Below are 22,403 nucleotides of genomic sequence, written 5' to 3'. Positions count from 1 at the left end.
GCCGGGGATGTAGCACACCGCCTCGTAGCCGTTCTTGGCCAGACGCACCTTGGCGACCTTACGCAGGGCCGAGTTCGGCTTCTTCGGGGTCGTGGTGTAGACGCGGGTGCAGACGCCGCGGCGCTGGGGGCAGCCCTCAAGGGCCGGAACCTTGTTGCGCACCGGCTTGGGCTGACGGGGCTTGCGGATCAGCTGGTTGATCGTAGGCATTTAGATCGTCGTCTCTTTCGATGTGGAGGCGTGTGCCTTTCGGCCGGAGCGCCTCGGATGGCCTTCTTTTGAACGGCTGAGGGATCAGCCGCCCGGGTGGTTGTTTTCGAGACGAGACCTGAGGCCTCGATCCACCGCAAACACGAAAGCCGGAACGCGCGCTTTGGACGTTCCGGCGGGCGCAGCCCGTGGGTCGATTGTCACGATCTCGAGGGACGGTCTCCCGGCCCACTCGAAGGTGCGCGGCTCTTACGGGTAAAGGCGCGAAAGGTCAAGCGCAGCGGCTATTGGACGCCAGGCTGCGGCGGCTCCCGTAGGCTCTACCCTCCCCCGGCCGCCGGGCCTGTGAGGGCCCCGTGACCCGCCCCGGCTCCGCGCCTCGCCTGGGCCGGCGCGCCCGCCGTTTCCAGCGACCGCGCCCCCCGGTCTGCACGCGCGCGGTGGACTGGACGTCCGCAGGTCGCGCGGCCCCTGATCCTCGCCTCTGCGGCGGAGCCACACCAGACCGGCGCGATGGAGGAGAGGGGCCTCCGCCGCCTCCGGCCTGGGGACTCTCGGACCGACCCTAGAAGCGCCGGCCGAGACCGATCGACACCACCCAGGGGTCGAGGTTCACGTCGCTGCGCAGGGCGCCGCCATTGATGCTGGCGTCGGTGTCGAACCACACCTTTTTCACATCCAGGTTCAGGCTCCACGGGCCGCGCAGGCCGATGTCCGCCCCGGCCTGGAGCGCGTAGCCGATGCCGTTGTCCAGATCGACGGTGAAGCCGTTGGCGTCATCGCCGCCGTAGAAGATCATGGCGTTCACGCCGGCGCCCACATAGGGGCTGACGCGCCCTTCGGTCAGCGGGCGGTACTGCACCGTCACGACCGGCGGCAGCACCCAGGTTTCGTGCACCTTTACGTCCGTGGCGCCGCCCTGGGCGCGGATCTCGTGGCGGGTCGTGCCGAGGATCGCCTCCACGGCCACGTGGTCGGTGACGAAATAGGTGAAGCCCAGCGTAGGCATGACGTCGTCGCCCACGTCGACATTCAGGCCGGTGGCCGCGCCGGCCGAGGTCAGAATGGCGTCATCGGCCACGGGCGACACGCTGGTGGCGCGGCCATTGATGATCCAGTCGCCGGCCCGCGGCGGGGTCCAGTCATCAGCGCTCTGGGCGTGGGCCGCGCCCGCCGCGAAGGCGGCGAAAGCAGCGGTGAGGAAGCAGGTTCTCAACGTCATCAGGCTTATTCCCGGCGGCGAAGCGCCCCATGCGCCGCGCCGTCGCCGGGGATGTGCGCGCAATGGCCAAGCTTGGCCTTGATCCAGCGCAATTCGCATCGGAACGCCGCCATGATGCCGCCGGATTGGCCCGGTTAACCTCGTTGCGGGAGGATCAGCCCGTGACCGCACAGGCGACGGTGATCCAGGCTTTCGGGCGGACCGCGCCCCGCCGTCGCCTGGCGGCGGCGGTCGCCGTCGTCATCGCGGCCCACGCCCTTGTCTTCTGGGCCCTTGGCCTGGTTCGCCCCGCCTTTCCGCCGCCCGTCGACACGATCATCGACGTCTTCATCGCCCCTCCCCTGGCCCGCCGCCCCCCGTCGCCCGCCGCGACAAGCCAAGCGCCTCGCGCGGCTGTGCAGCGCCCGACCGACGCCTCACCGACGCCTGACGTATCGACCTCGCCCTTCGCGGCGGCCGAGACGGCTCCGCCGGCGGGGGCCGCGCCGGCCGTCGCGCCGCCCCAGCCGCGCCAGAACTTCCCTGAAAGCTGGCGGTCGCGCTGCGGACTGGCTCCGGAAGTGCGGGTGCTGACGCCGTCCCAGCGCGCTGACTGCGAGCGCGTTATTCTCGGCGCCGTGTCCGGAGAACCGCCTCGCGGAGGTGGCGGAGGCTCGGCCGCCTACCGCCGCCAGCTTGAGGCCGAGGGGGCCGCCGCCCTAGCCCGCTACGAGTACATGCGCGCGCCGGCCCGCGCCGGAGGGGCCAACACCCGCAGCTATGACGGGCCGGGCTCCAACTTCGGCATGGGCCAGATGAGCGACATGATCATCCCCATGGCCACGACCGGCGGCGGCCAGGGGACGCGCCGGCCCGACCCGAACCAGCCGCGCCGCGAATAGACGACGGCCCCGGAAGTCGCCTTCCGGGGCCGCGTTTCGTTCAGCTTCTTAGTCCGATCAGGCCTCGGCGTTGTCCGCCGGGACCGTGGCCAGCTCGGCGGCCAGATCCGCCGGAAGCGGCTCGACCGCCTCTTCGCGCGTCTGGGCGATGGCCGCGTCGCGCTCGTTGGCGATCTTCTGCAAGGCCCGCAGGTACGAGCCCGTGCCCGCCGGGATTAGGCGTCCCACGATCACGTTCTCCTTCAGCCCTTCCAGGGTGTCGATCTTGCCGTTGACCGAGGCGTCGGTCAGCACGCGTGTCGTCTCCTGGAACGAAGCCGCAGAGATGAAGCTCTTGGTCTGCAGCGAGGCCTTGGTGATGCCCAGCAGGACCGGCTGCGTGGTGGCCAGGCGGCCGCCGCGCTTCTCGGTCTTGGCCTGCTCGATGTCGAACTCGGGCTTGTCCATGTGGTCGCCCTTGATCAGGCCGGTTTCACCCGGATCGACGATCTCGACCTTCTGCAGCATCTGGCGAACGATCACCTCAATGTGCTTGTCGTTGATCGGCACGCCCTGCAGTCGGTAGACCTCCTGCACCTCGTTCACTAGGTATTCGGCCAGCGCCTCGACGCCCTGAATGCGCAGCAGATCGTGCGGATCGGGGTTGCCGTCGATGATGTAGTCGCCCTTGTTGATCATATCGCCGTCGTGGACGGAGATGTGCTTGCCCTTGGGGATCAGGAACTCGACCGCCTCAGGCTGCTCGTCGCCGATGGCTTCGGGCGTGATCTTGATGCGGCGCTTGTTCTTGTAGTCGCGGCCGAACTCCACGCGGCCGTCCATCTCGGCGATGACCGCGCAGTCCTTGGGACGACGGGCCTCGAACAGCTCGGCCACCCGCGGCAGACCGCCGGTGATGTCGCGCGTCTTGGCGCCTTCGGTAGGCAGTCGGGCCAGCACGTCGCCCGGCTTCATCTCGTCACCGTCGGCGACCGATAGAATGGCCCCCACCGGCAGCAGGTAGCGGGCCTCGCCGCCGTTCGACAGCTTCTTGTAGCTGCCGTCGGCGTCGATGACGCCCACCGCCGGACGCAGATCCGAGCCGCGGGGGCTGGCGCGCCAGTCGGCGACGACGCGCTGGGCGATGCCGGTGGCCTCGTCCGTCTCTTCCTTGACCGACAGCCCATCGACCAGGTCCTCGAAGCGGACGCGGCCGGCGACTTCCGTCAGGATCGGCGTGGTGTAGGGGTCCCACTCGGCCAGACGCTGGCCGCGCTTGACCTCCTTGCCTTCGGTCACCCGCAGACGGGCGCCGTAGGGCACGCGGTGGCTTTCACGCTCCTTGCCGTCGACCAGAACGGCCACGGTCAGGTTGCGGCTCATGGCCACCAGATCGCCGTGCGCGCCCTTCACGGCCTGGCCGCCCGCGATCTTGACGACCCCGTCGTTGGAGGCCTCGAAGAAGGACTGCTCAGCCACCTGGGCGGTGCCGCCGATGTGGAAGGTCCGCATGGTCAGCTGGGTGCCCGGCTCGCCGATCGACTGGGCGGCGATGACGCCCACGGCTTCACCGATGTTCACCCGCGTACCGCGCGCCAGGTCGCGGCCATAGCAGGCGCCGCAGACGCCGCTGTCGGCCTCACAGGTCAGGACCGATCGCACGCGCACGGACTGGACGCCCGCCGCCTCGATGGTCTCGACCACTTCTTCGACCAGGTAGGTGTCGGCCGGAACCAGCACGTTGTCGGTGCCGGGCTCCTTGATGTCCTCGGCCGCGAAACGGCCCAGGATGCGCTGACCCAGCGAGACCAGCACGTCGCCGCCTTCGACCACGGCGCGCAGGGTGATGCCGCGCGTCGAGCCGCAGTCCTCCTCGGTGATGATGGAGTCCTGCGCCACGTCCACCAGACGGCGGGTCAGATAGCCCGAGTTGGCGGTCTTCAGCGCGGTGTCGGCCAGACCCTTACGGGCGCCGTGGGTGGAGTTGAAGTACTCCAGCACGGTCAGGCCTTCCTTGAAGTTCGACACGATCGGCGTCTCGATGATCTCGCCGGACGGCTTGGCCATCAGGCCGCGCATCCCGCCCAGCTGCTTCATCTGGGCCTGCGAGCCACGGGCGCCCGAGTTGGCCATCATGAAGATCGAGTTGATCTCCAATTCGCGGCCGTTCTTGTCGGTCTTCTTGGTGGCGATTTCGCGCATCATCTCGTCGGCGACGCGGTCCGTGGACTTGGCCCAGGCGTCGACGACCTTGTTGTACTTCTCGCCCTTGGTGATCAGGCCGTCCGCGTACTGCTGCTCGTACTCCTCGACCAGCTTGCGGGTCTCCTCGACGATCTCGGTCTTCTTGGCCGGGATGACGATGTCGTCCTTGCCGAAGCTGATGCCCGCCTTGGCCGCCTCGCGGAAGCCCAGCATCATCATCTGGTCGGCGAAGATGACCGTCGCCTTCTGACCGCAGTGGCGATAGACCACGTCGATCAGGTTGCCGATCTCCTTCTTGGTCAGGTTCTTTTCGATCAGGCGGTGGCCGACCTGCGGGTGACGCGGCAGCAGGGCGCCGATCTTCATCCGGCCCGGCGTGGTGTCGATGACGCGGGTGACCTCGTTGCCCTCGGCGTCCAGCTCGGTCCAGCGGGCCTTGATCCTGGTGTGCAGGGTCACCACGCCGGCGTCGAGCGCGGCGTCGATCTCGCCCAGGTTGGCGAACAGCTTGCCCTCGCCCGGCTCCTTGTCCTTGGCCAGCGACAGGTAATACAGGCCCAGGACGATGTCCTGCGACGGCACGATGATCGGGCGGCCGTTGGCGGGCGACAGGATGTTGTTCGTCGACATCATCAGCACGCGCGCCTCCAGCTGGGCCTCAAGGCTCAGCGGGACGTGCACGGCCATCTGGTCGCCGTCGAAGTCGGCGTTGAACGCGGCGCAGACCAGCGGGTGCAGCTGGATCGCCTTGCCCTCGATCAGCTTGGGCTCGAACGCCTGGATGCCCAGGCGGTGCAGGGTCGGGGCGCGGTTCAGCAGCACCGGATGCTCGCGGATCACCTCTTCGAGGATGTCCCACACCTGGGGCTGTTCGCGCTCGACCATGCGCTTGGACTGCTTGACGGTGCCCGACAGGCCCTTGGCGTCCAGCCGCGCGTAGATGAACGGCTTGAACAGCTCCAGCGCCATCTTCTTGGGCAGGCCGCACTCATGCAGCTTCAGCTCGGGGCCGACCACGATGACCGAACGGCCCGAATAGTCGACGCGCTTGCCCAGCAGGTTTTGACGGAAGCGGCCCTGCTTGCCCTTCAGCATGTCGGCCAGCGACTTCAGCGGACGCTTGTTGGCGCCCGTGATCACCCGGCCGCGACGGCCGTTGTCGAACAGGGCGTCCACGGCCTCCTGCAGCATCCGCTTTTCGTTGCGGATGATGATGTCCGGCGCGCGCAGCTCCATCAGCCGCTTCAGGCGGTTGTTCCGGTTGATGACGCGGCGGTACAGGTCGTTCAGGTCGGAGGTGGCGAAACGGCCGCCGTCCAGCGGCACCAGCGGGCGCAGCTCCGGCGGGATCACCGGGACGACCGTCAGGATCATCCACTCGGGCTTGTTGCCGCTCTCGATGAAGGCTTCCAGCAGCTTGAGGCGCTTGGAGGCCTTCTTGGCCTTCATCTCCGAGGGGCTGTCGGCCAGCTCGGCGCGATGCTTCTCGGCCTCGGCGCTGAGATCGATGTTCATCAGCATGCCGCGCACGGCTTCGGCGCCGATCTCGGCGGTGAAGCTGTCGTCGCCGAACTCTTCCTGATAGGCGAAGTACTCGTCCTCAGTCAGCAGCTGGTGCAGCTTCAGCGGCGTCAGGCCCGGCTCGGTGACGATGTAGCTTTCGAAGTAGAGCACGCGCTCCACGTCCTTCAGCGCCATGTCCAGCATCAGGGCGATGCGGCTGGGCAGCGACTTCAGGAACCAGATGTGAGCGACCGGCGCGGCCAGCTCGATGTGGCCCATGCGCTCGCGGCGCACGCGGGCCAGGGTCACCTCGACGCCGCACTTCTCGCAGATGATGCCCTTGTACTTCATGCGCTTGTACTTGCCGCACAGGCACTCGTAGTCCTTGGTCGGACCGAAGATTCGGGCGCAGAACAGGCCGTCACGCTCGGGCTTGAACGTGCGGTAGTTGATCGTTTCCGGCTTCTTGATCTCGCCGAACGACCACGACCGGATCTTTTCCGGCGAGGCCAGGGCGATGCGGATCTGGTCGAAGGTCGGAGTGACCGGGACCGGGTTGAAGATGTTCAGGACTTCCTGGTTCATCTTGAGTTCCTTGCTGCGGCCTGGGCCGCGAAAATCATTGAGGGGCTTGAGGCGGTCGGGAGCCCCTCCCCGCGCCTGCGGGGAGAGGTTGTCCGGATCAGCCGTTCTCCAGCTCCACGTTCAGGCCCAGAGAGCGCATTTCCTTCACGAGCACGTTGAAGCTCTCCGGAATGCCCGCCTCGAAGCTGTCGTCGCCGCGGACGATGGCCTCGTAGACCTTGGTGCGGCCGGCCACGTCGTCCGACTTCACCGTCAGCATCTCCTGCAGGGTGTAGGCGGCGCCGTAGGCTTCCAGCGCCCACACTTCCATTTCGCCGAAGCGCTGACCGCCGAACTGGGCCTTGCCGCCCAGCGGCTGCTGGGTGACCAGGCTGTACGGGCCGATGGAGCGGGCGTGAATCTTGTCGTCCACCAGGTGGTGCAGCTTCAGCATGTAGATGTAGCCGACCGTGACCGGACGCTTGAAGCGCTCGCCGGTCTGGCCGTCGTACAGCCAGGACTGGCCCGAGCGGTCCAGGCCGGCCTTCTCCAGCAGATCCTCGATATCGCCGATGTGGGCGCCGTCGAAGACCGGCGTGGCGAAGGGCACGCCCTTGGACAGGTTGCGGGCCAGCTCGACCAGCTCCTCCTCATCGTCCGGCAGGGGAGTGTCCTTGCCGTAGATGTCGCTCAGCCGCTCGATCAGAGCCTTCTTCTGGCCGCCCTGCTGCCAGGCCTCGAGCAGACCGGCGATCTGCTTGCCCAGGCCGGCCGCGGCCCAGCCCAGGTGCGTCTCGAAGATCTGACCGACGTTCATGCGCGAGGGCACGCCCAGCGGGTTCAGCACCAGATCGACGGGCGTGCCGTCCTCCAGGTGCGGCATGTCCTCGATCGGCAGGATCTTGGAGATGACGCCCTTGTTGCCGTGACGGCCGGCCATCTTGTCGCCGGGCTGCAGCTTGCGCTTCACGGCCACGAAGACCTTGACCATCTTCATGACGCCCGGGGGCAGCTCGTCGCCGCGCTGCAGCTTCTCGACCTTATCCTCGAAGCGGCGGTCCAGACGCTTCTTGGCCTCGTCGAACTGGCGCTTCATGGCCTCCAGCTCGCCCATGGCCTTTTCGTCGTCCAGAGCCACCTGCCACCACAGGCCCTTGGAGATGTCGCCCAGCTTCTCGGCCGTGACCTCGCCGCGGCCCAGGCCCTTGGGGCCCGAGACGGCGGTCTTGCCGACCAGCAGGGCCTGCAGGCGCCCGTAGACGTTGCGCTCCAGGATGGCCAGCTCGTCGTCGCGGTCCTTGCCCAGGCGCTCGATTTCTTCGCGCTCGATGGCTAGGGCGCGCTCGTCCTTGTCGACGCCGTGACGGTTGAAGACGCGCACCTCGACGATGGTGCCCGCCACGCCCGGCGGCAGACGCAGCGAGGTGTCGCGCACGTCCGAAGCCTTTTCGCCGAAGATGGCGCGCAGCAACTTCTCTTCCGGGGTCATCGGGCTTTCGCCCTTGGGCGTCACCTTGCCGACCAGGATGTCGCCGGGCTGAACCTCGGCGCCGATGGCCACGATGCCCGCCTCGTCGAGGTTGCGCAGGGCCTCCTCGCCGACGTTCGGGATGTCGCGGGTGATCTCTTCCGGGCCCAGCTTGGTGTCGCGGGCCATGACCTCGAACTCCTCGATGTGGATCGAGGTGAAGACGTCGTCGCGCACGATGCGCTCCGAGATCAGGATCGAGTCTTCGAAGTTGTAGCCGTTCCAGGGCATGAAGGCGACGAGGGCGTTGCGGCCCAGGGCCAGTTCGCCCAGGTCCGTCGACGGGCCGTCGGCGATCACGTCGCCGGCGCGCACCTTGTCGCCCACGCGCACCAGCGGACGCTGATTGATGCAGGTGTTCTGGTTCGAACGCTGGAACTTCGACAGGCGATAGATGTCGACGCCCGGACGGGTCGGATCGGTCTCTTCGGTCGCGCGCACAACGATGCGGGTGCCGTCGATCTGCTCAACCACGCCGGTGCGGCGGGCCACCACCACGGCGCCGGAGTCGCGGGCGACAACGGCCTCCATGCCGGTGCCGACCAGCGGCGCGTCGGCCTGGACCAGCGGCACGGCCTGGCGTTGCATGTTCGAGCCCATCAGGGCGCGGTTGGCGTCGTCGTTCTCAAGGAAGGGGATCAGGGCCGCGGCCACCGACACCACCTGCTTGGGCGACACGTCCATGAAGTCGACCTGCTCCTTCGGAGCCAGGGTCACGTCGCCGCTGATGCGCACCTGGACCAGGTCATCCACCAGCTCGCCCTTGCCGGACAGCGGGATGTTGGCCTGGGCGATGACGTGCTTCGCCTCTTCCATGGCCGACATGTAGACGACCTCTTCGGTCGCCTTGCCGTCGGCGATGCGGCGGTACGGGCTCTCGATGAAGCCGTACTTGTTCACCCGCGCATGGGTGGCCAGGCTGTTGATCAGGCCGATGTTCGGGCCTTCCGGCGTCTCGATCGGGCAGATGCGGCCGTAGTGGGTCGGGTGCACGTCGCGCACCTCGAAGCCGGCGCGCTCGCGCGTCAGACCGCCCGGGCCCAAGGCCGACAGGCGGCGCTTGTGGGTGATCTCCGACAGCGGGTTCGTCTGGTCCATGAACTGCGACAGCTGCGATGAGCCGAAGAACTCACGCACCGCCGCGGCGGCCGGCTTGGCGTTGATCAGGTCGTGCGGCATGACCGTGTCGATATCGACCGAGCTCATGCGCTCCTTGATGGCGCGCTCCATGCGCAGCAGGCCGACGCGGTACTGGTTCTCCAGCAGCTCGCCCACCGAACGGACCCGGCGGTTGCCCAGGTTGTCGATGTCGTCGATCTCGCCGCGGCCGTCGCGCAGACCCACCAGGATCTGCAGCACCGCCAGGATGTCTTCCTTGCGCAGCACGCGGACCTCGTCCGACACGTCCTGCTCAAGGCGCATGTTCATCTTCACGCGGCCCACCGACGACAAGTCGTAGCGGTCGGAATCGAAGAACAGCGACTGGAACATGGCCTCGGCCGCTTCCGGCGTCGGCGGCTCGCCCGGGCGCATGACGCGGTAGATGTCGAACAGCGCGTCCTCGCGGGCGGTGTTCTTGTCCACGCGCAGCGTGTTGCGGATGTAGGCGCCGACCGTGACGTGATCGATGTCCAGCACGTCGATGGTGGTGAAGCCCTGCTCCTCCAGCACCGCGATGGTCGGGGCGTCCAGCTCGTCGCCGGCCTCGGCGTAGATTTCGCCGGTCTGCACGTTGACCGCGTCGGCGGCCAGATAGCGGCCGATCAGGGCGTCGGGCGCCAGCGACAGGGCCTTCAGGCCGCCGTCGGCCAGCTTCTTGGCCGCGCGGGCGCTGATCTTGTGGCCGGCGGGGGCCACCACTTCGCCGGTGTCGGCGTCGATCAGGTCGAAGTCCGGCTTCACGCCGCGCCAGCGTTCGGGCTTGTAGGGCGTGACCCAGCCGTCCTTGCGCTTCTCGTACGGCACGGAGTCGTAGAAGGTCCGCAGGATCTCCTCGCCGTCCATGCCCAGGGCCATCAGGAAGGTCGTGACCGGCAGCTTACGGCGGCGGTCGATGCGGGTGTAGACGATGTCCTTGGCGTCGAACTCGAAGTCCAGCCAGCTGCCGCGGTAGGGGATCACGCGGGCGGCGAACAGCAGCTTGCCCGAGGCGTGGGTCTTGCCCTTGTCGTGATCGAAGAATACGCCGGGCGAACGGTGCATCTGGGACACGATCACGCGCTCGGTCCCGTTCACCACGAAGGTGCCCTTGTCCGTCATGAGCGGGATGTCGCCCATGTAGACGTCCTGCTCCTTGATGTCCTTCACCGAGCGGGCGCCCGTCTCTTCGTCCGCCTCGAACACGATCAGGCGCAGCTTCACCTTCAGCGGCGCGGCATAGGTCATATCGCGCTGGACGCATTCCTCGACGTCGTACTTCGGGTCCTCGAACTCGTACGAGACGTATTCGAGCACGGCGCGCTCGTTGAAATCCTTGATCGGGAACACCGACTTGAAGACCGTCTCCAGCCCCTCGTCGCGGCGGTCCGCAGGGCGGACTTCGCGTTGCAGGAACTGCTCGTAGGAGCTGCGCTGAACCTCGATCAGGTTCGGCATCTGCACGGCTTCAGGGATACGGCCGAAGGACTTCCGGATCCGCTTCTTGCCGGTGAAGGACTGCATCATCTTGTGTTCCCATCGCGCCGCGTGACGGCGCGTCATGCGTGAACGGCGCAAAGACGCCATCGCGTCCTCACGCCGGAGTTCCGTTTTGCGTCCACCCTCGAAATCCATAAGGAAATCAGGACGCCGGATTGTGGAGCTCCCTGGGGAGGAGCGCGCCTTCGCATCGGTCGGAGGGCGGCGGACCGAGCCTCGGCGCTTACAGCGCGACGAACTTCAGATTCGTGCGGGAGGCGTCTTATAGCGCCTTTTCCGGCGAAAGAAAGGCCCCGGCTCATGGATTGTCAGCGGCGTCAAGACTGCTAGCGTCGCCGCATGAAACGCGCCCTGACCGCCCTCATCTTCCTGTCCCTCGCCGCCTGCGCCCAAGCCCCGGCGCCCAGCCTTCCGCCCCAGTTGACCGAGCCCTCTGAAGCCAGCTGGCGCCTGGGCCCAGGACGCCTATCTGGCCTGGAGCCGCACGCGGCCCGGCTGGCAGGTCACGGACAGCGGCCTGCAATACCGCCGCGTCGGCCGCGCTCACCCGAAGGGCGCCCGCCCCGGCCCAACGGACACCGTTCGCGTTCACTACGAGGGCAAGTTCATCGACGGGCGCGTCTTCGACAGCTCGTATCAGCGCAACGAGCCCGCCGAGTTCCCGCTGAACCGCGTCATCCGCGGCTGGACCGAGGGGCTCCAGCTGATGCGCGCCGGCGAGACCTTCGAGTTCGTCATCCCCGCGAACCTCGCCTATGGCGAGCGCTGGGTCGGCGGCGACGCCATCCCGCCCGGCTCGGTGCTGGTCTTCAAGGTCGAGCTGCTGTCGGTGACTGCAGCGACCTGAAATCCTCCCCCGCCTGCGGGGGAAGGGGACCATGCCCAGCATGGCGGCGGGGGCGGGCGCCGCCTCAACGGCGACTTGTCCACGCCGGATCGCAGAGCCCTAGGCTCTACGCGTCGGTCTCTCTCATCGCGATCCATCAGACGGTTCAGACGATTCAGACTGTATTTTCGCGTCCGGATCGCCCCCTCGCCGCACGATGGTCAGTCCCGCCGCCGGCTCTCCCACTCGATGCGCCAGGACCGCAACAGGGCGCCGAACAGGTTCACATAGTCGTCGGTCCAGGGCCGCACGCGCTCGGGCGATCGCTCCGTCCAGTTGTCCTGGAAGGTGAAGTCTTCGAGGCCCGCCTCGGTCGGCGACAGGATAAGCGCCTCGGTAGAGGCCTGGGACAGAGCCGGCATCCCCTGAGGCTCGATGTACAGCTTGTAGCGGGTCGGCACGCCCAAGGCCCGGCCCGCCGCCAAGGCCGGCTGGACGATCTCGAGGTTGCGGTTGGACAGGTGCAGCACCACCACGCCGTTGGGCTTCACCACGCGCAGGTACTCGCGGATCGCCTCCTCGGTCAGCAGGTGCGTCGGGATGGAGTCCGACGAGAAGGCGTCCACCACCAACAGGTCGAAGCGCCCGTCCGGCTCGCGCCTCAGGCTCAGCCGCGCATCGCCCAGCACCGTCTGGATCGGCCCTTCGGCGCAGTCGCTGATGTAGGTGAACCGCGAGGGATCGCGCGCCATGCGGTCCACCAGCGGATCGATCTCATAATAGGTGAAGTCGTCCGCCGCGCGCTTGTAGGCGGCCATGACGCCGGTCCCCTGCCCCACCACGCCGATGCTGGCGCTGGGCGAGCGGGCCTGGATGCGCGTCACGGCCTCGCCCAGGGGCGTGACCCGGGCGTAGTACAGGGTCGGATTGCACTGATAGCTGGGATCCACCGCCTGCGCCCCGTGCAGGGTCGTCCCGTGCAGCAGCATGCGCATCTCGCCGCCCATCCGCGGCTCGTTCAGAACGCCGATGCGCAGCACGCCGAAGAAGCTGCGCTGGTTCTCGACGAAGCGCGTCTGCTCGGCCGCCGCGTGCCCTGAGAAGCTGATGGCGATGAGCAGGGCCAGAAAGGCGAAGGTCTGCTCGCGCACCAGAAAGGCGCAGATCGCCGCCAGACCCAGCAGCAGGCGCGTCGCCACCAGGGCGTCATCGGTGCTGAAGTCGGACAGCACCTCGGGATTGGCGGTCAGATAGTCCATCAGGAAGGGCGGGACGAGACAGGCCAGCAGGCCCGTGACCACCAGGAAGATCTCGCGCCATGAGGGCTTGCCCCACTGCCAGGGCCGCGCCAGGGCGGCCAGCACCAGCACCAGCGGATACTCGCGCACCACGTCGAAGATCACCGGGGCCAGGAGGGCGTTGAAGATCCCGCCCAGGACGCCGCCCACCGAAATCCAGAGGTAGAACTCGGTCAGGCGGTCCGGCGCCGGCCGCCTCAGGGCCAGGCCCTGATGGCACATCAGCGCCGTGAAGAAGAAGGCGACCAGATGGATGCCGAACAGCAGGGCCCACTCAGCCGTGCGGAAGGGCAGGATGGCGATGCAGGCCCCCGCCGCCGCGGCCTGGAAGATCAGGGTGATCGGATAGGGGATCCAGGGCTTGGCCTGAAACGCGATGACGAAGGTCAGCAGATACAGCGCCAGCGGGGCCACCCACAGGAAGGGCGCGGAGGCCACGTCCGTGGACAGGTGCAGCGTCACCCCCAGCATCAGGCTGGAGGGGATGAAGGCCAGGGCCACCCAGATCAGCCGTTCCCGCCATGAGATGGACGGACTGCGGGTCGCCGGCTCGTCCGCCGCCTCCGCCACCGGCTGCGATCGTCTCAGGATGATCATCGCCAGCGCCGCCAGGACCAGCACGAAGACGCCGTAGCCGACGGTCCAGCTCCAGCGCTGCGCCGTCAGCCCCAGCAGGGGCTCGATCAGGATCGGATAGCTCAACAGGGCGACGAAGCTGCCCAGGTTCGAGGCGGCATAAAGGGGATAGGGGTCCTCGCCCGTCCGCACCCTGGCGAACCAGGCCTGGATCAGGGGCGCGGTCGAGGACAGCACCGCGAAGGGCGCGCCGATGGACAGCACCAGCACGCCCAGGGTCCAGACGATGGGCCGCGCCGGATCGGGCTCGCCCAGAAGGCCGGTCACGTGCAGGGGCAGGAACAGGGCCGCCAGCAGCAGCAGCACGCCATGGACCAGCATCTGCGATCTCAGCGAGCTCAGCCGCTGCAGAGCGTGGGCGTAGGCGTAGCCGGCCAGCAGCGCCGCCTGGAAGAAGACCATCGCCGTGTTCCACACGGACGGCGACCCGCCCAGCAGGGGCAGCAGCAGCTTCGTCACCATGGGCTGCACGACGAACAGCAGCGAGGCGCTGACGAAGACGGACAGGGCGAACCAGCCCGTCTCGAACCTTCCTCTCTCACCGGTCGTTACAGCGGCCTGGGTCATTGCATCCCCCGATGAACCCGGAGCAAAAACGAGACCCGACTCAGGCCCCGGCGGAGAAGACTGTCATGTTCCCCCGCGATATCGAAGACGCAGCAGACCGCCTTCTTCAGGCCTGTCGCGCCCGCAATCTGTGGGTCACCACGGCCGAGAGCTGTACGGGGGGCCTTCTGGGCGCGGCGCTGACCTGCGCCCCGGGAACCTCGGCCGTCTTTGACCGGGGCTTCATCACCTACTCCAACGCCGCCAAGGTGGTCCTGCTGGGCGTGGACAAGGGCCTGCTCGAGCGCCACGGCGCGGTCTCGCCCGAGGTGGCCCAGGCCATGGCCCAGGGCGCCAAGACGAAGGCCGGAGCCGACATCGGCATCGGCGTCACCGGCGTCGCCGGCCCCGGCGGCGGGTCGGAAGGCAAGCCCGTGGGCCTCGTCCACTTCGGCGTCGCCCTGCGCGACGGCTTCGTCATCCACCGCGAGAAGCGCTTCGGCGACCTCGGCCGCGACCAGGTGCGGCTGGAGGCGGTGCGATACGGCCTGCAGCTGCTGATCGAGGCGGCGGGCTAGTAGGCGTGGCTTTCGGCCGGGCGCTCCTCCAGGTGCCCGTCCTTGAGGGCGAACACCCGATCCATGTGACCGGCCAGCTCCATGTTGTGGGTGGCGATCACGGCGGCCACGCCCTGTTCATGCACCACCTGGCGCAGGGCGTCGAACACGGTCTGGCTGGTGGCCGGGTCGAGGTTCCCCGTCGGCTCGTCGGCCAGCAGCAGGCGCGGCCGGTTGGCGAGGGCCCGGGCGACGGCGACCCGCTGCTGCTCCCCGCCCGACAGTTGCGCGGGCTGGTGCGTCATGCGCTCGGACAGGCCCATGGCGGAAAGCAGGGCCTCGGCCCGCTCACGCGCTTCGGGCAGCGCCACCCCGGCGATGCGCATGGGAAGGGTCACGTTGTCCCGCGCATCGAACTCCGGAAGCAGATGGTGGAACTGATAGACGAAGCCGATGGCGTGCAGGCGCATCCGCGCGCGCATGTCGTCGTTCAGGCCGCCGCAGTCGGCGCCTCCGATCATCACCTGGCCGGCGTCCGGCCGCTCCAGCAGACCCGCCGCGTGAAGCAGTGACGACTTGCCCGAGCCCGACGGGCCGATCAGGCCCACGACTTCGCCGGGGCGCACGTCCAGGTCGACGCCCTTCAGCACTTCCAGCCGCTTGTCGCCGGTGACATAGGTGCGGCCCACGCCGCGCAGGGACAGGACCGGGGCCTCACTCATAGCGAAGGGCCTCCACCGGATCGAGGCGGGCTGCGCGGCGGGCCGGGAACCAGGTGGCCGCGCAGGACATGGCCAGCGACCAGGCCACGATGATCAGCACCTCCAGCGGCTCCACCCGCGCCGGGATATGGGGCAGGAAATAGACTTCCGGGTTGAAGACCCGCGCGCCCGTCACCTCCTCGACCAGCTCCTGGATCGGCTGGATGAAGACGCAGAACAGGACGCCGATGGTGACGCCCACCAGCGTTCCGGCCGTACCGATGGCGGCGCCCGCCATGAAGAAGACGCGCAGCACGGCGCCGCGGCTGGCGCCCATGGTCTTGAGAATGGCGATGTCGCGGCCCTTGTTCTTCACAAGCATGACGATGCCGGAAATGATGTTCATGGCGGCGATGGCCACCACCAGCATCAGGATCAGGCGCATGACCGTGCGCTCCACCTGCAGGGCTTCGAACAGCTCGCTGTTGCGCGCCGTCCAGTCGCTGACGATGCCGCCGGGCCCGGCGATCTCTCTCAGGCGCGGCGCCAGCTGGGCGGTCTGGTCGGGATTGTCGACCATGATCTCGACGGCGTCCCAGATCTCCTCCTTGCCGAAGAACAGCTGCGCCTGCTCCAGCGGCATGTAGATGAAGGCGCGGTCGTAATCGCTGACGCCTACCGAGAAGACGCCGCCAACCACATAGGTCTTGTCCAGCGGAGTGGTGCCCACGATGGACGAGCCGCCCGTGAAGGAGATCAGCCGCACGGGATCACCGGCCGTCAGGCCCAGCTGCGCCGCCAGCCCCTGGCCGAGCAGGATTTCGTCGCCGCCGTAGTCGCCGCGGCCGAAGCCGGCGATGGAGCCCGCCTTGATGTTCTCGGAGACGATGGTCTGCCGGGCCAGATCCTCGCGCGTGATGCCGCGCACCACCGCGCCGGTTCCCTGCCCCGAGCGGCCCACCACGCCGGCCTGGGCCTCGATGATGGGCGCCGCCATGCGCACCTGGGGCACGTCCCTGATCTGGGCCAGCATGGCGTCCCGGTCAGGTCGGTCCAGCGCCGCGCCCTGCACATACATGTGGCCGTTGAAGGCCAGGATGCGCGACAGCAGTTCGGTCCGGAAGCCGTTCATCACGCTCATGACGATGATCAGCACCGCCACCGCCAGCGCCACCCCGATGAAGGAGATGGCGGCGATCAGGGCGATACCGCCCTCCTTGCGCTTGGCGCGCAGATAGCGTGCGGCCAGGCCGATCTCCCAGGCCGAGAAGGGCTTGGCGGCGGGGGGCGGCGTCATGCGGACAGCCTGTTCAGCAGAGCTTCAAGCGAGCCGGTGACCTTCTCGCCCGTGGCGCGGCGCTTCAGCTCCAGCTCGCCCGAGGCCAGGCCCTTGGGGCCGATGACCAGCTGCCAGGGGATGCCGATCAGGTCCATGTCGGCGAACTTGCCGCCGGGGCGGATGTCGCGGTCGTCCAGCAGCGGGTCCAGCCCGGCCTTGCTCAAGGCGGCGTAGGCCTGCTCGCAGGCGGCGTCGCACGCCTCATCGCCGGGGCGCAGATTGACGATGGCCACGCCGAAGGGCGCCACCGACTCCGGCCAGATGATGCCGGCCTCGTCGTGGCTGGCCTCGATGATGGCTCCCAGCAGGCGCGAGACCCCGACGCCATGGCTGCCCATGTGCACCGGCGCCTCCTTGCCGTCGGGACCGGCGACGACGGCGTTCATGGGCTTGGAGTACTTGGTGCCGAAATAGAAGATATGCCCCACCTCGATGCCGCGCGCCGACAGGCGGTCGGACTCGGCCGTCTCGGCCTCGAAACGGGCGGGCTCATGCATCTCCTCGGTGGCGGCGTAGAGGCCGGTGCGCTCATCGACGATGGCCTGCAGATCGTCCCAGTCCACGTCCGGCCCAGGCGCCGCCATCTCGACCAGGGCGCGGTGGCAGAAGACCTGGCTCTCGCCCGTATCGGCCAGGATGATGAACTCGTGGCTCAACTCGCCGCCGATGGGTCCGGTGTCCGCCCGCATGGGAACCGCCTTCAGCCCCATGCGGGCGAAGGTGTTCAGATAGGCCACGAACATGCGGTTATAGGCCTTGCGCGCGTTCGCCTCGTCCACGTCGAAGGTGTAGGCGTCCTTCATCAGGAACTCGCGACCGCGCATGACGCCGAAGCGAGGCCGCCGCTCGTCGCGGAACTTCCACTGGATGTTGAACAGGTTCAGCGGCAGATCGCGGTACGACTTCACATAGGCGCGGAAGATGTCCGTCACGACCTCCTCGGCGGTGGGGCCGTAGAGCAGCTCGCGCTTGTGCCGGTCGGTGATGCGCAGCATCTCCTCGCCATAGTCGTCGTACCGCCCGCTCTCGCGCCACAGGTCGGCCAGCTGGATCGTCGGCATCAGGATCTCGACCGCGCCGGCGCGCTGCTGCTCTTCGCGGACGATCTGCTCGATCTTCTTCAGCACGCGCAGCCCGATGGGCAGCCAGGCGTAGATGCCGGCGGCCTCCTGACGGATCAGGCCGGCGCGCAGCATCAGGCGGTGCGAGACGATCTGCGCCTCGGAAGGCGTCTCTTTCAGGGTCGGCAGGAAGTAGCGCGACAGGCGCATGAATGATCCGTTCGGCGTGGGGAGGCTTACCTGTCCCCGTTTAGCCGGGCCGTGGCGGGTAAGGCAACGCGCCTCAGCTGATAGCCGCCGGCATGGGGACCAAACCGGTCCAGATGACCACGATGATGAGGGCCCAGACGATGGCCGCGATCCAGGTGGTGGTGATGAACTTCTTCTTCAGATTGGGCTCGGCCGGGGCGCCCCAGGCGCCGCCATCGGTGGGCCGCTCGCGGTCCCCCTGGCTCATGCCCAGCGGCAGCACCGCAAACAGCACCGTCCACCAGCAGACGATGTAGATGGCCAGCATGGTCACGGGGCCGATGGGCATGATCAGTGAGCCTCCATTCCGTCGGCGTTTTGGGGCGTTTCCATCAGCTCGACCAGCACCCCGCCCATGTCCTTGGGATGGACGAAGATGATGGGTGTGCCGTGGGCCCCGATGCGCGGCTCTCCCGTGCCCAGGATGGTGCAGCCCTTGGCGCGCATCTCATCGCGGGCGGCGATGATGTCAGGCACCTCGAAGCAGACGTGATGCTGGCCGCCCTTGGGATTGCGGGCCAGAAAGCCGTGCAGCGGCGATGCCTCGCCCAGGGGCTCGATCAGCTCGATCTGGCTGTTGGGCGTATCCACGAAGCAGACCCGCACGCCCTGGGCGGGCAGATCGAAGGCCGGATGTACGCGCGTCGCGCCCAGAAGGTCACGCCAGACCTTCAGCGCCTCTTCGATGGAGGGCGTGGCTATGCCCACGTGGTTCAGACGACCGATCATGGCTTGGCGATTAGACCAAAGCCGCGGCGTGGTCGAGCGGCGCGCCTGGGCGTCCTGCCCCAGGCGGCTGAGATGCGCACTCTTGATCCAGATCATACCCCGCCCCTCCCCCGGGACGCATCATGCCAGTACTCAACCGGGAGGATCGGCCATGAGGGTTCGAAGCTTGATGCATGAGGGCGTCGTCTGCGCCGATGCGGACGCCACCGCCCGGGACTTAGCCCGGCTCATGCGGGAGAATGACGTGGGCTGCATTCCGATCAGCGACAACGGCCAGATGATCGGCATCATCACTGATCGCGACGTGACGCTGCGCGTGACGGCGGCTGGCGGCGACCCTGACGCGGTCCGGGCCCGTGAGTTCATGAGCACCCGGCTGGTCACCTGTTCGCCCGAAGATCGCGTCGAGGACGCGGCCGGCCTGATGCAGCGCCACCAGATCCGCCGCCTGCCCGTGCTCGACGATCAGGACGCCCTGGTCGGCATGCTAAGCCTCGGAGACCTGGCGGGCCGCGTCGATGACGATATGCAGGAAGACATCCTCGAGGCGGTCGCCGAACATCACATCTGATCCGTCCACGGACAGCTGCGGAACCCCAAGGCTTATACTGAGCCATTGGTTGTGCTACTCTGCCAGCCCGCTCGGGAGCGAGCCGATGGCTAGCAAGACCGAAGACTGGATCATACGCGAGAACATCTCGCGGTTTCAGCGGAAGATAGACGAAACCTCTTCGCCTGAAGATCGCGCGCGCCTGGAAGAGCTGCTCGACATCGAAAAGCAGAAACTGGGGCCTGACGGATCGAACCGCGGCGCCGACGCTACGCATTGAGGCGCACCTAGTGCAGAAGCGCCTGCCGCGCCCGACAGACCCGGCTCTTCACCGCACCGACCGAAACGCCGGTCGATTCCGCGATCTCGGCGTGGCTCTTGCCGCCGATGGTTGCGGCCACAAGCGCCTGTTTCTGGGCGGACGGCAGCAGGTTCATACGCCGGGCGAGATTTCGCAGGCTGACAGCGTCCTCCTGGGAGGGCGCGCAGGACGCCACGGGCGCTAGCAGCCTTTCGCGCGCCCGCCTGACCCTGGCGCGCCGACATTCCTCGTAGAAGCAGTTGCGCAGGATCACGAACAGCCAGCCCTTGAAGTTCCGGTCCTGCCGGAAGGTGCGCCGGGCCTTCCACGCCTTCAGCAGGGTCTGCTGGACCAGATCATCCAGGTCGGCGGCATTCTGCGTCAGCATTCGCGCGTCGGCCCGAAGCGGATTGATGGCCGCCTCCAACTCTCGGCTGAAGGCGGCGTCGCCCATCCAACCGTCGCTGAATCCTCCCAGCGACGCCGTGTGAATATCCCCCCCTGAGCCAGACTCCGACATGGCCGCCTCCTCGGTAGGGGAAGCGTGACCGCAAGCGTCCGGGCCGTCCTTGAGCCAGGTCAAAAAGGGCGGCGGCGCGGAGACTGCGAATCTTCCAGGAAGTCCTAGCGCAGCTTGCGCATCCCACGGGGCGCGGCCTTGCCGGCCTGGGCCCGCTTGCCCAGCCAGTCGCGCCAGTCGGCCCACTGGCGGTTGCGGCCGCCACCGTCGATCCAGACCGGCCCGGCCTCGGCGTTGAACACCAGGGCGTCCTTGAGACCTCCGTCGCGATAGGCCTGCAGCTTGACGCCCTTGCCGCGCGCCATTTCGGGCAGCTCGGCCACCGGGTAGATCAGCGCCTTGCCGTTCTCGCCCAGCACCGCCAGGTGGTCGCCCTCGACCGGCAGGCAGACGGCGCCCTGGCCGTTCAGGGCCTGCTTGCCGCCCCGCTTGGTGCCCAGCGCCTCCTCCTCGGGCATGACGAAGCCGTAGCCCTCGCGCGAGGCCAAGAGCAGCTTACGCCCAGGCCTGTGCGCCATGACCGCCAGGATCTCGGCGTCTTCCTCCAGGTCGACCATCAGGCGAAGGGGCTCGCCATGCCCACGCGCCGAGGGCAGCTTGTCGGCTCCGAGCGTGAAGAAGCGTCCGTCCGAGGCGAAGATCAGGATGCGGTCCGTGGTCTCTGCCGGAACCAGGAACGCCGGGCCGTCCCCCTCCTTGTATTTGACCTCCGACGGGTCATCGATGCGGCCCTTGGCGGCGCGCACCCAGCCGCGCTCCGAGACGATCACCGTGATCGGCTCACGCAGGACAAAGGCCTCCACGGGCGCCGCGCCCGCCCCCTCCGGCGCCGCGCCGAAGGTGGAGCGCCGGGCCGACAGCATGATCTTGCGAACCGCGTTGAGGTCGTCCGAGACGCGCTTCCACTGCCGCCGCTCCGACAGGGTCAGGCCCTCCAGGTCGGCCAGCTCCTCGGCCAGCTTCTTGTGCTCGGCCTCGATGGCCATCTCCTCCAGCCGGGCCAGCTGGCGCAGCCGGGTGTCGAGGATGTAGTCCGCCTGGGCCTCGGTCAGGTTGAAGCGGCCGATCAGCTCGGCCTTGGGATGCTCGGCCTCGCGGACGATGCGAATCACCTCGTCCAGGTTCAGGAAGACGATGCGCAGTCCGTCCAGCAGATGAAGGCGCTTGCGCACCCGCTCCAGCCGCCAGGCGGTGCGGCGCAGCAGCACCTCGCGGCGGTGGTCGAGGAAGGCCTGCAGACACGCCTTCAGTCCCATGACGCGCGGCGCGCCCGTGGCGTCCAGCACGTTCATGTTGACCGGGAATCGCACCTCCAGGTCCGACAGGCGGAACAGGCTCTCCATCAGCACCTCGGGCTCGACGCCCCGACTGGCGCGCGGCTCCAGGATCAGGCGGATGTCCTCGGCGGACTCGTCGCGCACGTCGCCCAGCAGGGGCGCCTTCTTCTGTTCAATCAGCCCGGCCAGCTGTTCGATCAGGCGGCTCTTCTGCACCTGGTAGGGAATCTCGGTGACCACCACGCGCCAGACGCCGCGGCTCAGCTCCTCCACCTCCCAGCGGGCGCGCAGGCGCACCCCGCCCCGGCCAGTCTCGTAGGCCTCGCGGATCGAAGCCTCGGTCTCGACGATGACGCCGCCGGTGGGGAAGTCGGGGCCCCTGACCGCCTTCATCAGCTCGGCCGTGTCGATGCCGGGTTCCTCGATCAGACGCTGACAGCCGTCGATCAGTTCGGCCACATTGTGCGGCGGGATCGAGGTGGCCATGCCCACCGCAATGCCCGAGGCGCCGTTGGCGAGCAGGTTCGGGAAGCCCGCCGGGGCGACGACCGGCTCCTCATCCTCGCCGTCATAGGTGGCGCGGAAGTCGACCGCGTCCTCGTCGATGCCCTCCATCAGCAGCGCGGCGGCGGGCGTCAGCCGGCACTCGGTGTAACGCATGGCGGCGGCTGAATCGCCGTCGATGTTGCCGAAGTTCCCCTGGCCGTCGATCAGCGGGTAGCGTTGGGAGAAATCCTGCGCCAGGCGCACCATGGCGTCATAGACCGACTGGTCCCCGTGCGGGTGAAAGCGGCCGATCACGTCGCCGACGACACGGGCGCACTTCTTCGCCGCCGTCTCGGGATTGAGCCGCATCTCCCTCATGGAATGCAGGATTCTGCGATGCACGGGCTTCAGGCCGTCACGCACGTCGGGCAGGGCCCGGTGCATGATGGTCGACAGGGCATAGGCCAGGTAGCGCCGCGACAGGGCCTCGCCCAGCGGCTCCTCGACGATGCGGCCGCCGTCGGGCGGGGTGAAGAGTTGGCTCATGCTTCGGTCCTAGCCCGAGTCGAGACGCGAAGGGACGCGACGCGGGGTCTCA

The 22,403-nt window shown here is 67.9% G+C and carries 16 protein-coding genes and 1 pseudogene; 5 read left to right on the top strand and 12 right to left on the bottom strand.

What is annotated here, in order from left to right:
• Together rpsL and Q0812_RS11250 are read right to left on the bottom strand one after the other, a co-directional pair.
• Positions 1-210, bottom strand: a pseudogene (gene rpsL, locus Q0812_RS11255) (30S ribosomal protein S12); the annotation flags it as partial.
• A gap of 565 nt (positions 211-775) precedes the next feature.
• Entirely contained in the window at positions 776-1,432 is a 657-nt protein-coding gene (locus Q0812_RS11250; RefSeq protein ID WP_302110430.1) for an OmpW/AlkL family protein, read from the bottom strand.
• A 161-nt stretch (positions 1,433-1,593) separates the two neighbouring features.
• Here Q0812_RS11250 and Q0812_RS11245 point away from each other — a divergent pair, with 161 nt between their 5' ends.
• The gene (locus Q0812_RS11245; protein WP_302110429.1) at positions 1,594-2,313 is read left to right on the top strand and encodes a hypothetical protein; all 720 of its coding nucleotides are present in this window, start codon (positions 1,594-1,596) and stop codon (positions 2,311-2,313) included.
• A gap of 57 nt (positions 2,314-2,370) precedes the next feature.
• Here the strand turns inward: Q0812_RS11245 and rpoC are convergent, their stop codons facing one another.
• The gene (rpoC, locus tag Q0812_RS11240) at positions 2,371-6,585 is read right to left on the bottom strand and encodes a DNA-directed RNA polymerase subunit beta' (protein WP_302110428.1); all 4,215 of its coding nucleotides are present in this window, start codon (positions 6,583-6,585) and stop codon (positions 2,371-2,373) included.
• Positions 6,586-6,682: 97 nt separating this feature from the next.
• Entirely contained in the window at positions 6,683-10,756 is a 4,074-nt protein-coding gene (rpoB, locus tag Q0812_RS11235; RefSeq protein ID WP_302110440.1) for a DNA-directed RNA polymerase subunit beta, read from the bottom strand.
• A gap of 406 nt (positions 10,757-11,162) precedes the next feature.
• On the opposite strand from rpoB, the gene Q0812_RS13740 reads away from it, so the two are divergent.
• Positions 11,163-11,576 (top strand): FKBP-type peptidyl-prolyl cis-trans isomerase, encoded by a 414-nt coding sequence (locus Q0812_RS13740; RefSeq protein ID WP_341923616.1) that lies wholly within the window; start codon positions 11,163-11,165, stop codon positions 11,574-11,576.
• Positions 11,577-11,776: 200 nt separating this feature from the next.
• Here the strand turns inward: Q0812_RS13740 and Q0812_RS11225 are convergent, their stop codons facing one another.
• Positions 11,777-14,056, bottom strand: a complete 2,280-nt coding sequence (locus tag Q0812_RS11225) for a fused MFS/spermidine synthase (protein ID WP_302110427.1) — start codon at positions 14,054-14,056, stop codon at positions 11,777-11,779.
• Between the two features lie 65 nt (positions 14,057-14,121).
• Between Q0812_RS11225 and Q0812_RS11220 the strand changes: the two genes are divergently transcribed.
• Positions 14,122-14,613 (top strand): CinA family protein, encoded by a 492-nt coding sequence (locus Q0812_RS11220; protein ID WP_302110426.1) that lies wholly within the window; start codon positions 14,122-14,124, stop codon positions 14,611-14,613.
• Here the strand turns inward: Q0812_RS11220 and Q0812_RS11215 are convergent.
• The 5 genes from Q0812_RS11215 to mce form a co-directional block, all read right to left on the bottom strand.
• A complete protein-coding gene (locus tag Q0812_RS11215) occupies positions 14,610-15,314 on the bottom strand; it encodes an ABC transporter ATP-binding protein (protein ID WP_302110425.1) in 705 nt (234 codons plus the stop codon). The genes Q0812_RS11220 and Q0812_RS11215 overlap by 4 nt on opposite strands.
• The gene (locus Q0812_RS11210; RefSeq protein WP_302110424.1) at positions 15,307-16,590 is read right to left on the bottom strand and encodes a lipoprotein-releasing ABC transporter permease subunit; all 1,284 of its coding nucleotides are present in this window, start codon (positions 16,588-16,590) and stop codon (positions 15,307-15,309) included. Before Q0812_RS11210 ends, Q0812_RS11215 begins: the two co-directional genes overlap by 8 nt.
• Positions 16,587-17,903, bottom strand: a complete 1,317-nt coding sequence (gene proS / locus Q0812_RS11205; protein WP_302110423.1) for a proline--tRNA ligase — start codon at positions 17,901-17,903, stop codon at positions 16,587-16,589. Before proS ends, Q0812_RS11210 begins: the two co-directional genes overlap by 4 nt.
• A 73-nt stretch (positions 17,904-17,976) precedes the next feature.
• The gene (locus Q0812_RS11200; protein ID WP_302110422.1) at positions 17,977-18,231 is read right to left on the bottom strand and encodes a DUF1467 family protein; all 255 of its coding nucleotides are present in this window, start codon (positions 18,229-18,231) and stop codon (positions 17,977-17,979) included.
• A gap of 2 nt (positions 18,232-18,233) precedes the next feature.
• A complete protein-coding gene (mce, locus tag Q0812_RS11195) occupies positions 18,234-18,671 on the bottom strand; it encodes a methylmalonyl-CoA epimerase (RefSeq protein WP_302110438.1) in 438 nt (145 codons plus the stop codon).
• Between the two features lie 151 nt (positions 18,672-18,822).
• Here mce and Q0812_RS11190 point away from each other — a divergent pair, with 151 nt between their 5' ends.
• Both Q0812_RS11190 and Q0812_RS11185 read left to right on the top strand, forming a co-directional pair.
• Positions 18,823-19,242, top strand: coding sequence for a CBS domain-containing protein (locus tag Q0812_RS11190; RefSeq protein WP_302110421.1), 420 nt, complete (start codon positions 18,823-18,825; stop codon positions 19,240-19,242).
• An 85-nt stretch (positions 19,243-19,327) separates the two neighbouring features.
• Positions 19,328-19,501 carry a hypothetical protein gene (locus tag Q0812_RS11185; protein WP_302110420.1) on the top strand — a complete coding sequence of 58 codons (174 nt, stop codon included), beginning with the start codon at positions 19,328-19,330 and terminating at the stop codon, positions 19,499-19,501.
• Between the two features lie 7 nt (positions 19,502-19,508).
• Here Q0812_RS11185 and Q0812_RS11180 read toward each other — a convergent pair whose 3' ends face one another.
• Together Q0812_RS11180 and parC are read right to left on the bottom strand one after the other, a co-directional pair.
• The gene (locus tag Q0812_RS11180; RefSeq protein ID WP_302110419.1) at positions 19,509-20,042 is read right to left on the bottom strand and encodes an RNA polymerase sigma factor; all 534 of its coding nucleotides are present in this window, start codon (positions 20,040-20,042) and stop codon (positions 19,509-19,511) included.
• A 104-nt stretch (positions 20,043-20,146) separates the two neighbouring features.
• Positions 20,147-22,351, bottom strand: a complete 2,205-nt coding sequence (parC, locus tag Q0812_RS11175) for a DNA topoisomerase IV subunit A (protein ID WP_302110418.1) — start codon at positions 22,349-22,351, stop codon at positions 20,147-20,149.
• Positions 22,352-22,403: the final 52 nt, after the last annotated feature.

It is taken from the genome of Peiella sedimenti, assembly GCF_030504955.1.
Taxonomy (GTDB): domain Bacteria; phylum Pseudomonadota; class Alphaproteobacteria; order Caulobacterales; family Caulobacteraceae; genus Brevundimonas; species Brevundimonas sedimenti.
Note: the sequence above shows the minus strand (reverse complement) of the source record. Positions and strands in the feature narration are given on the sequence as shown.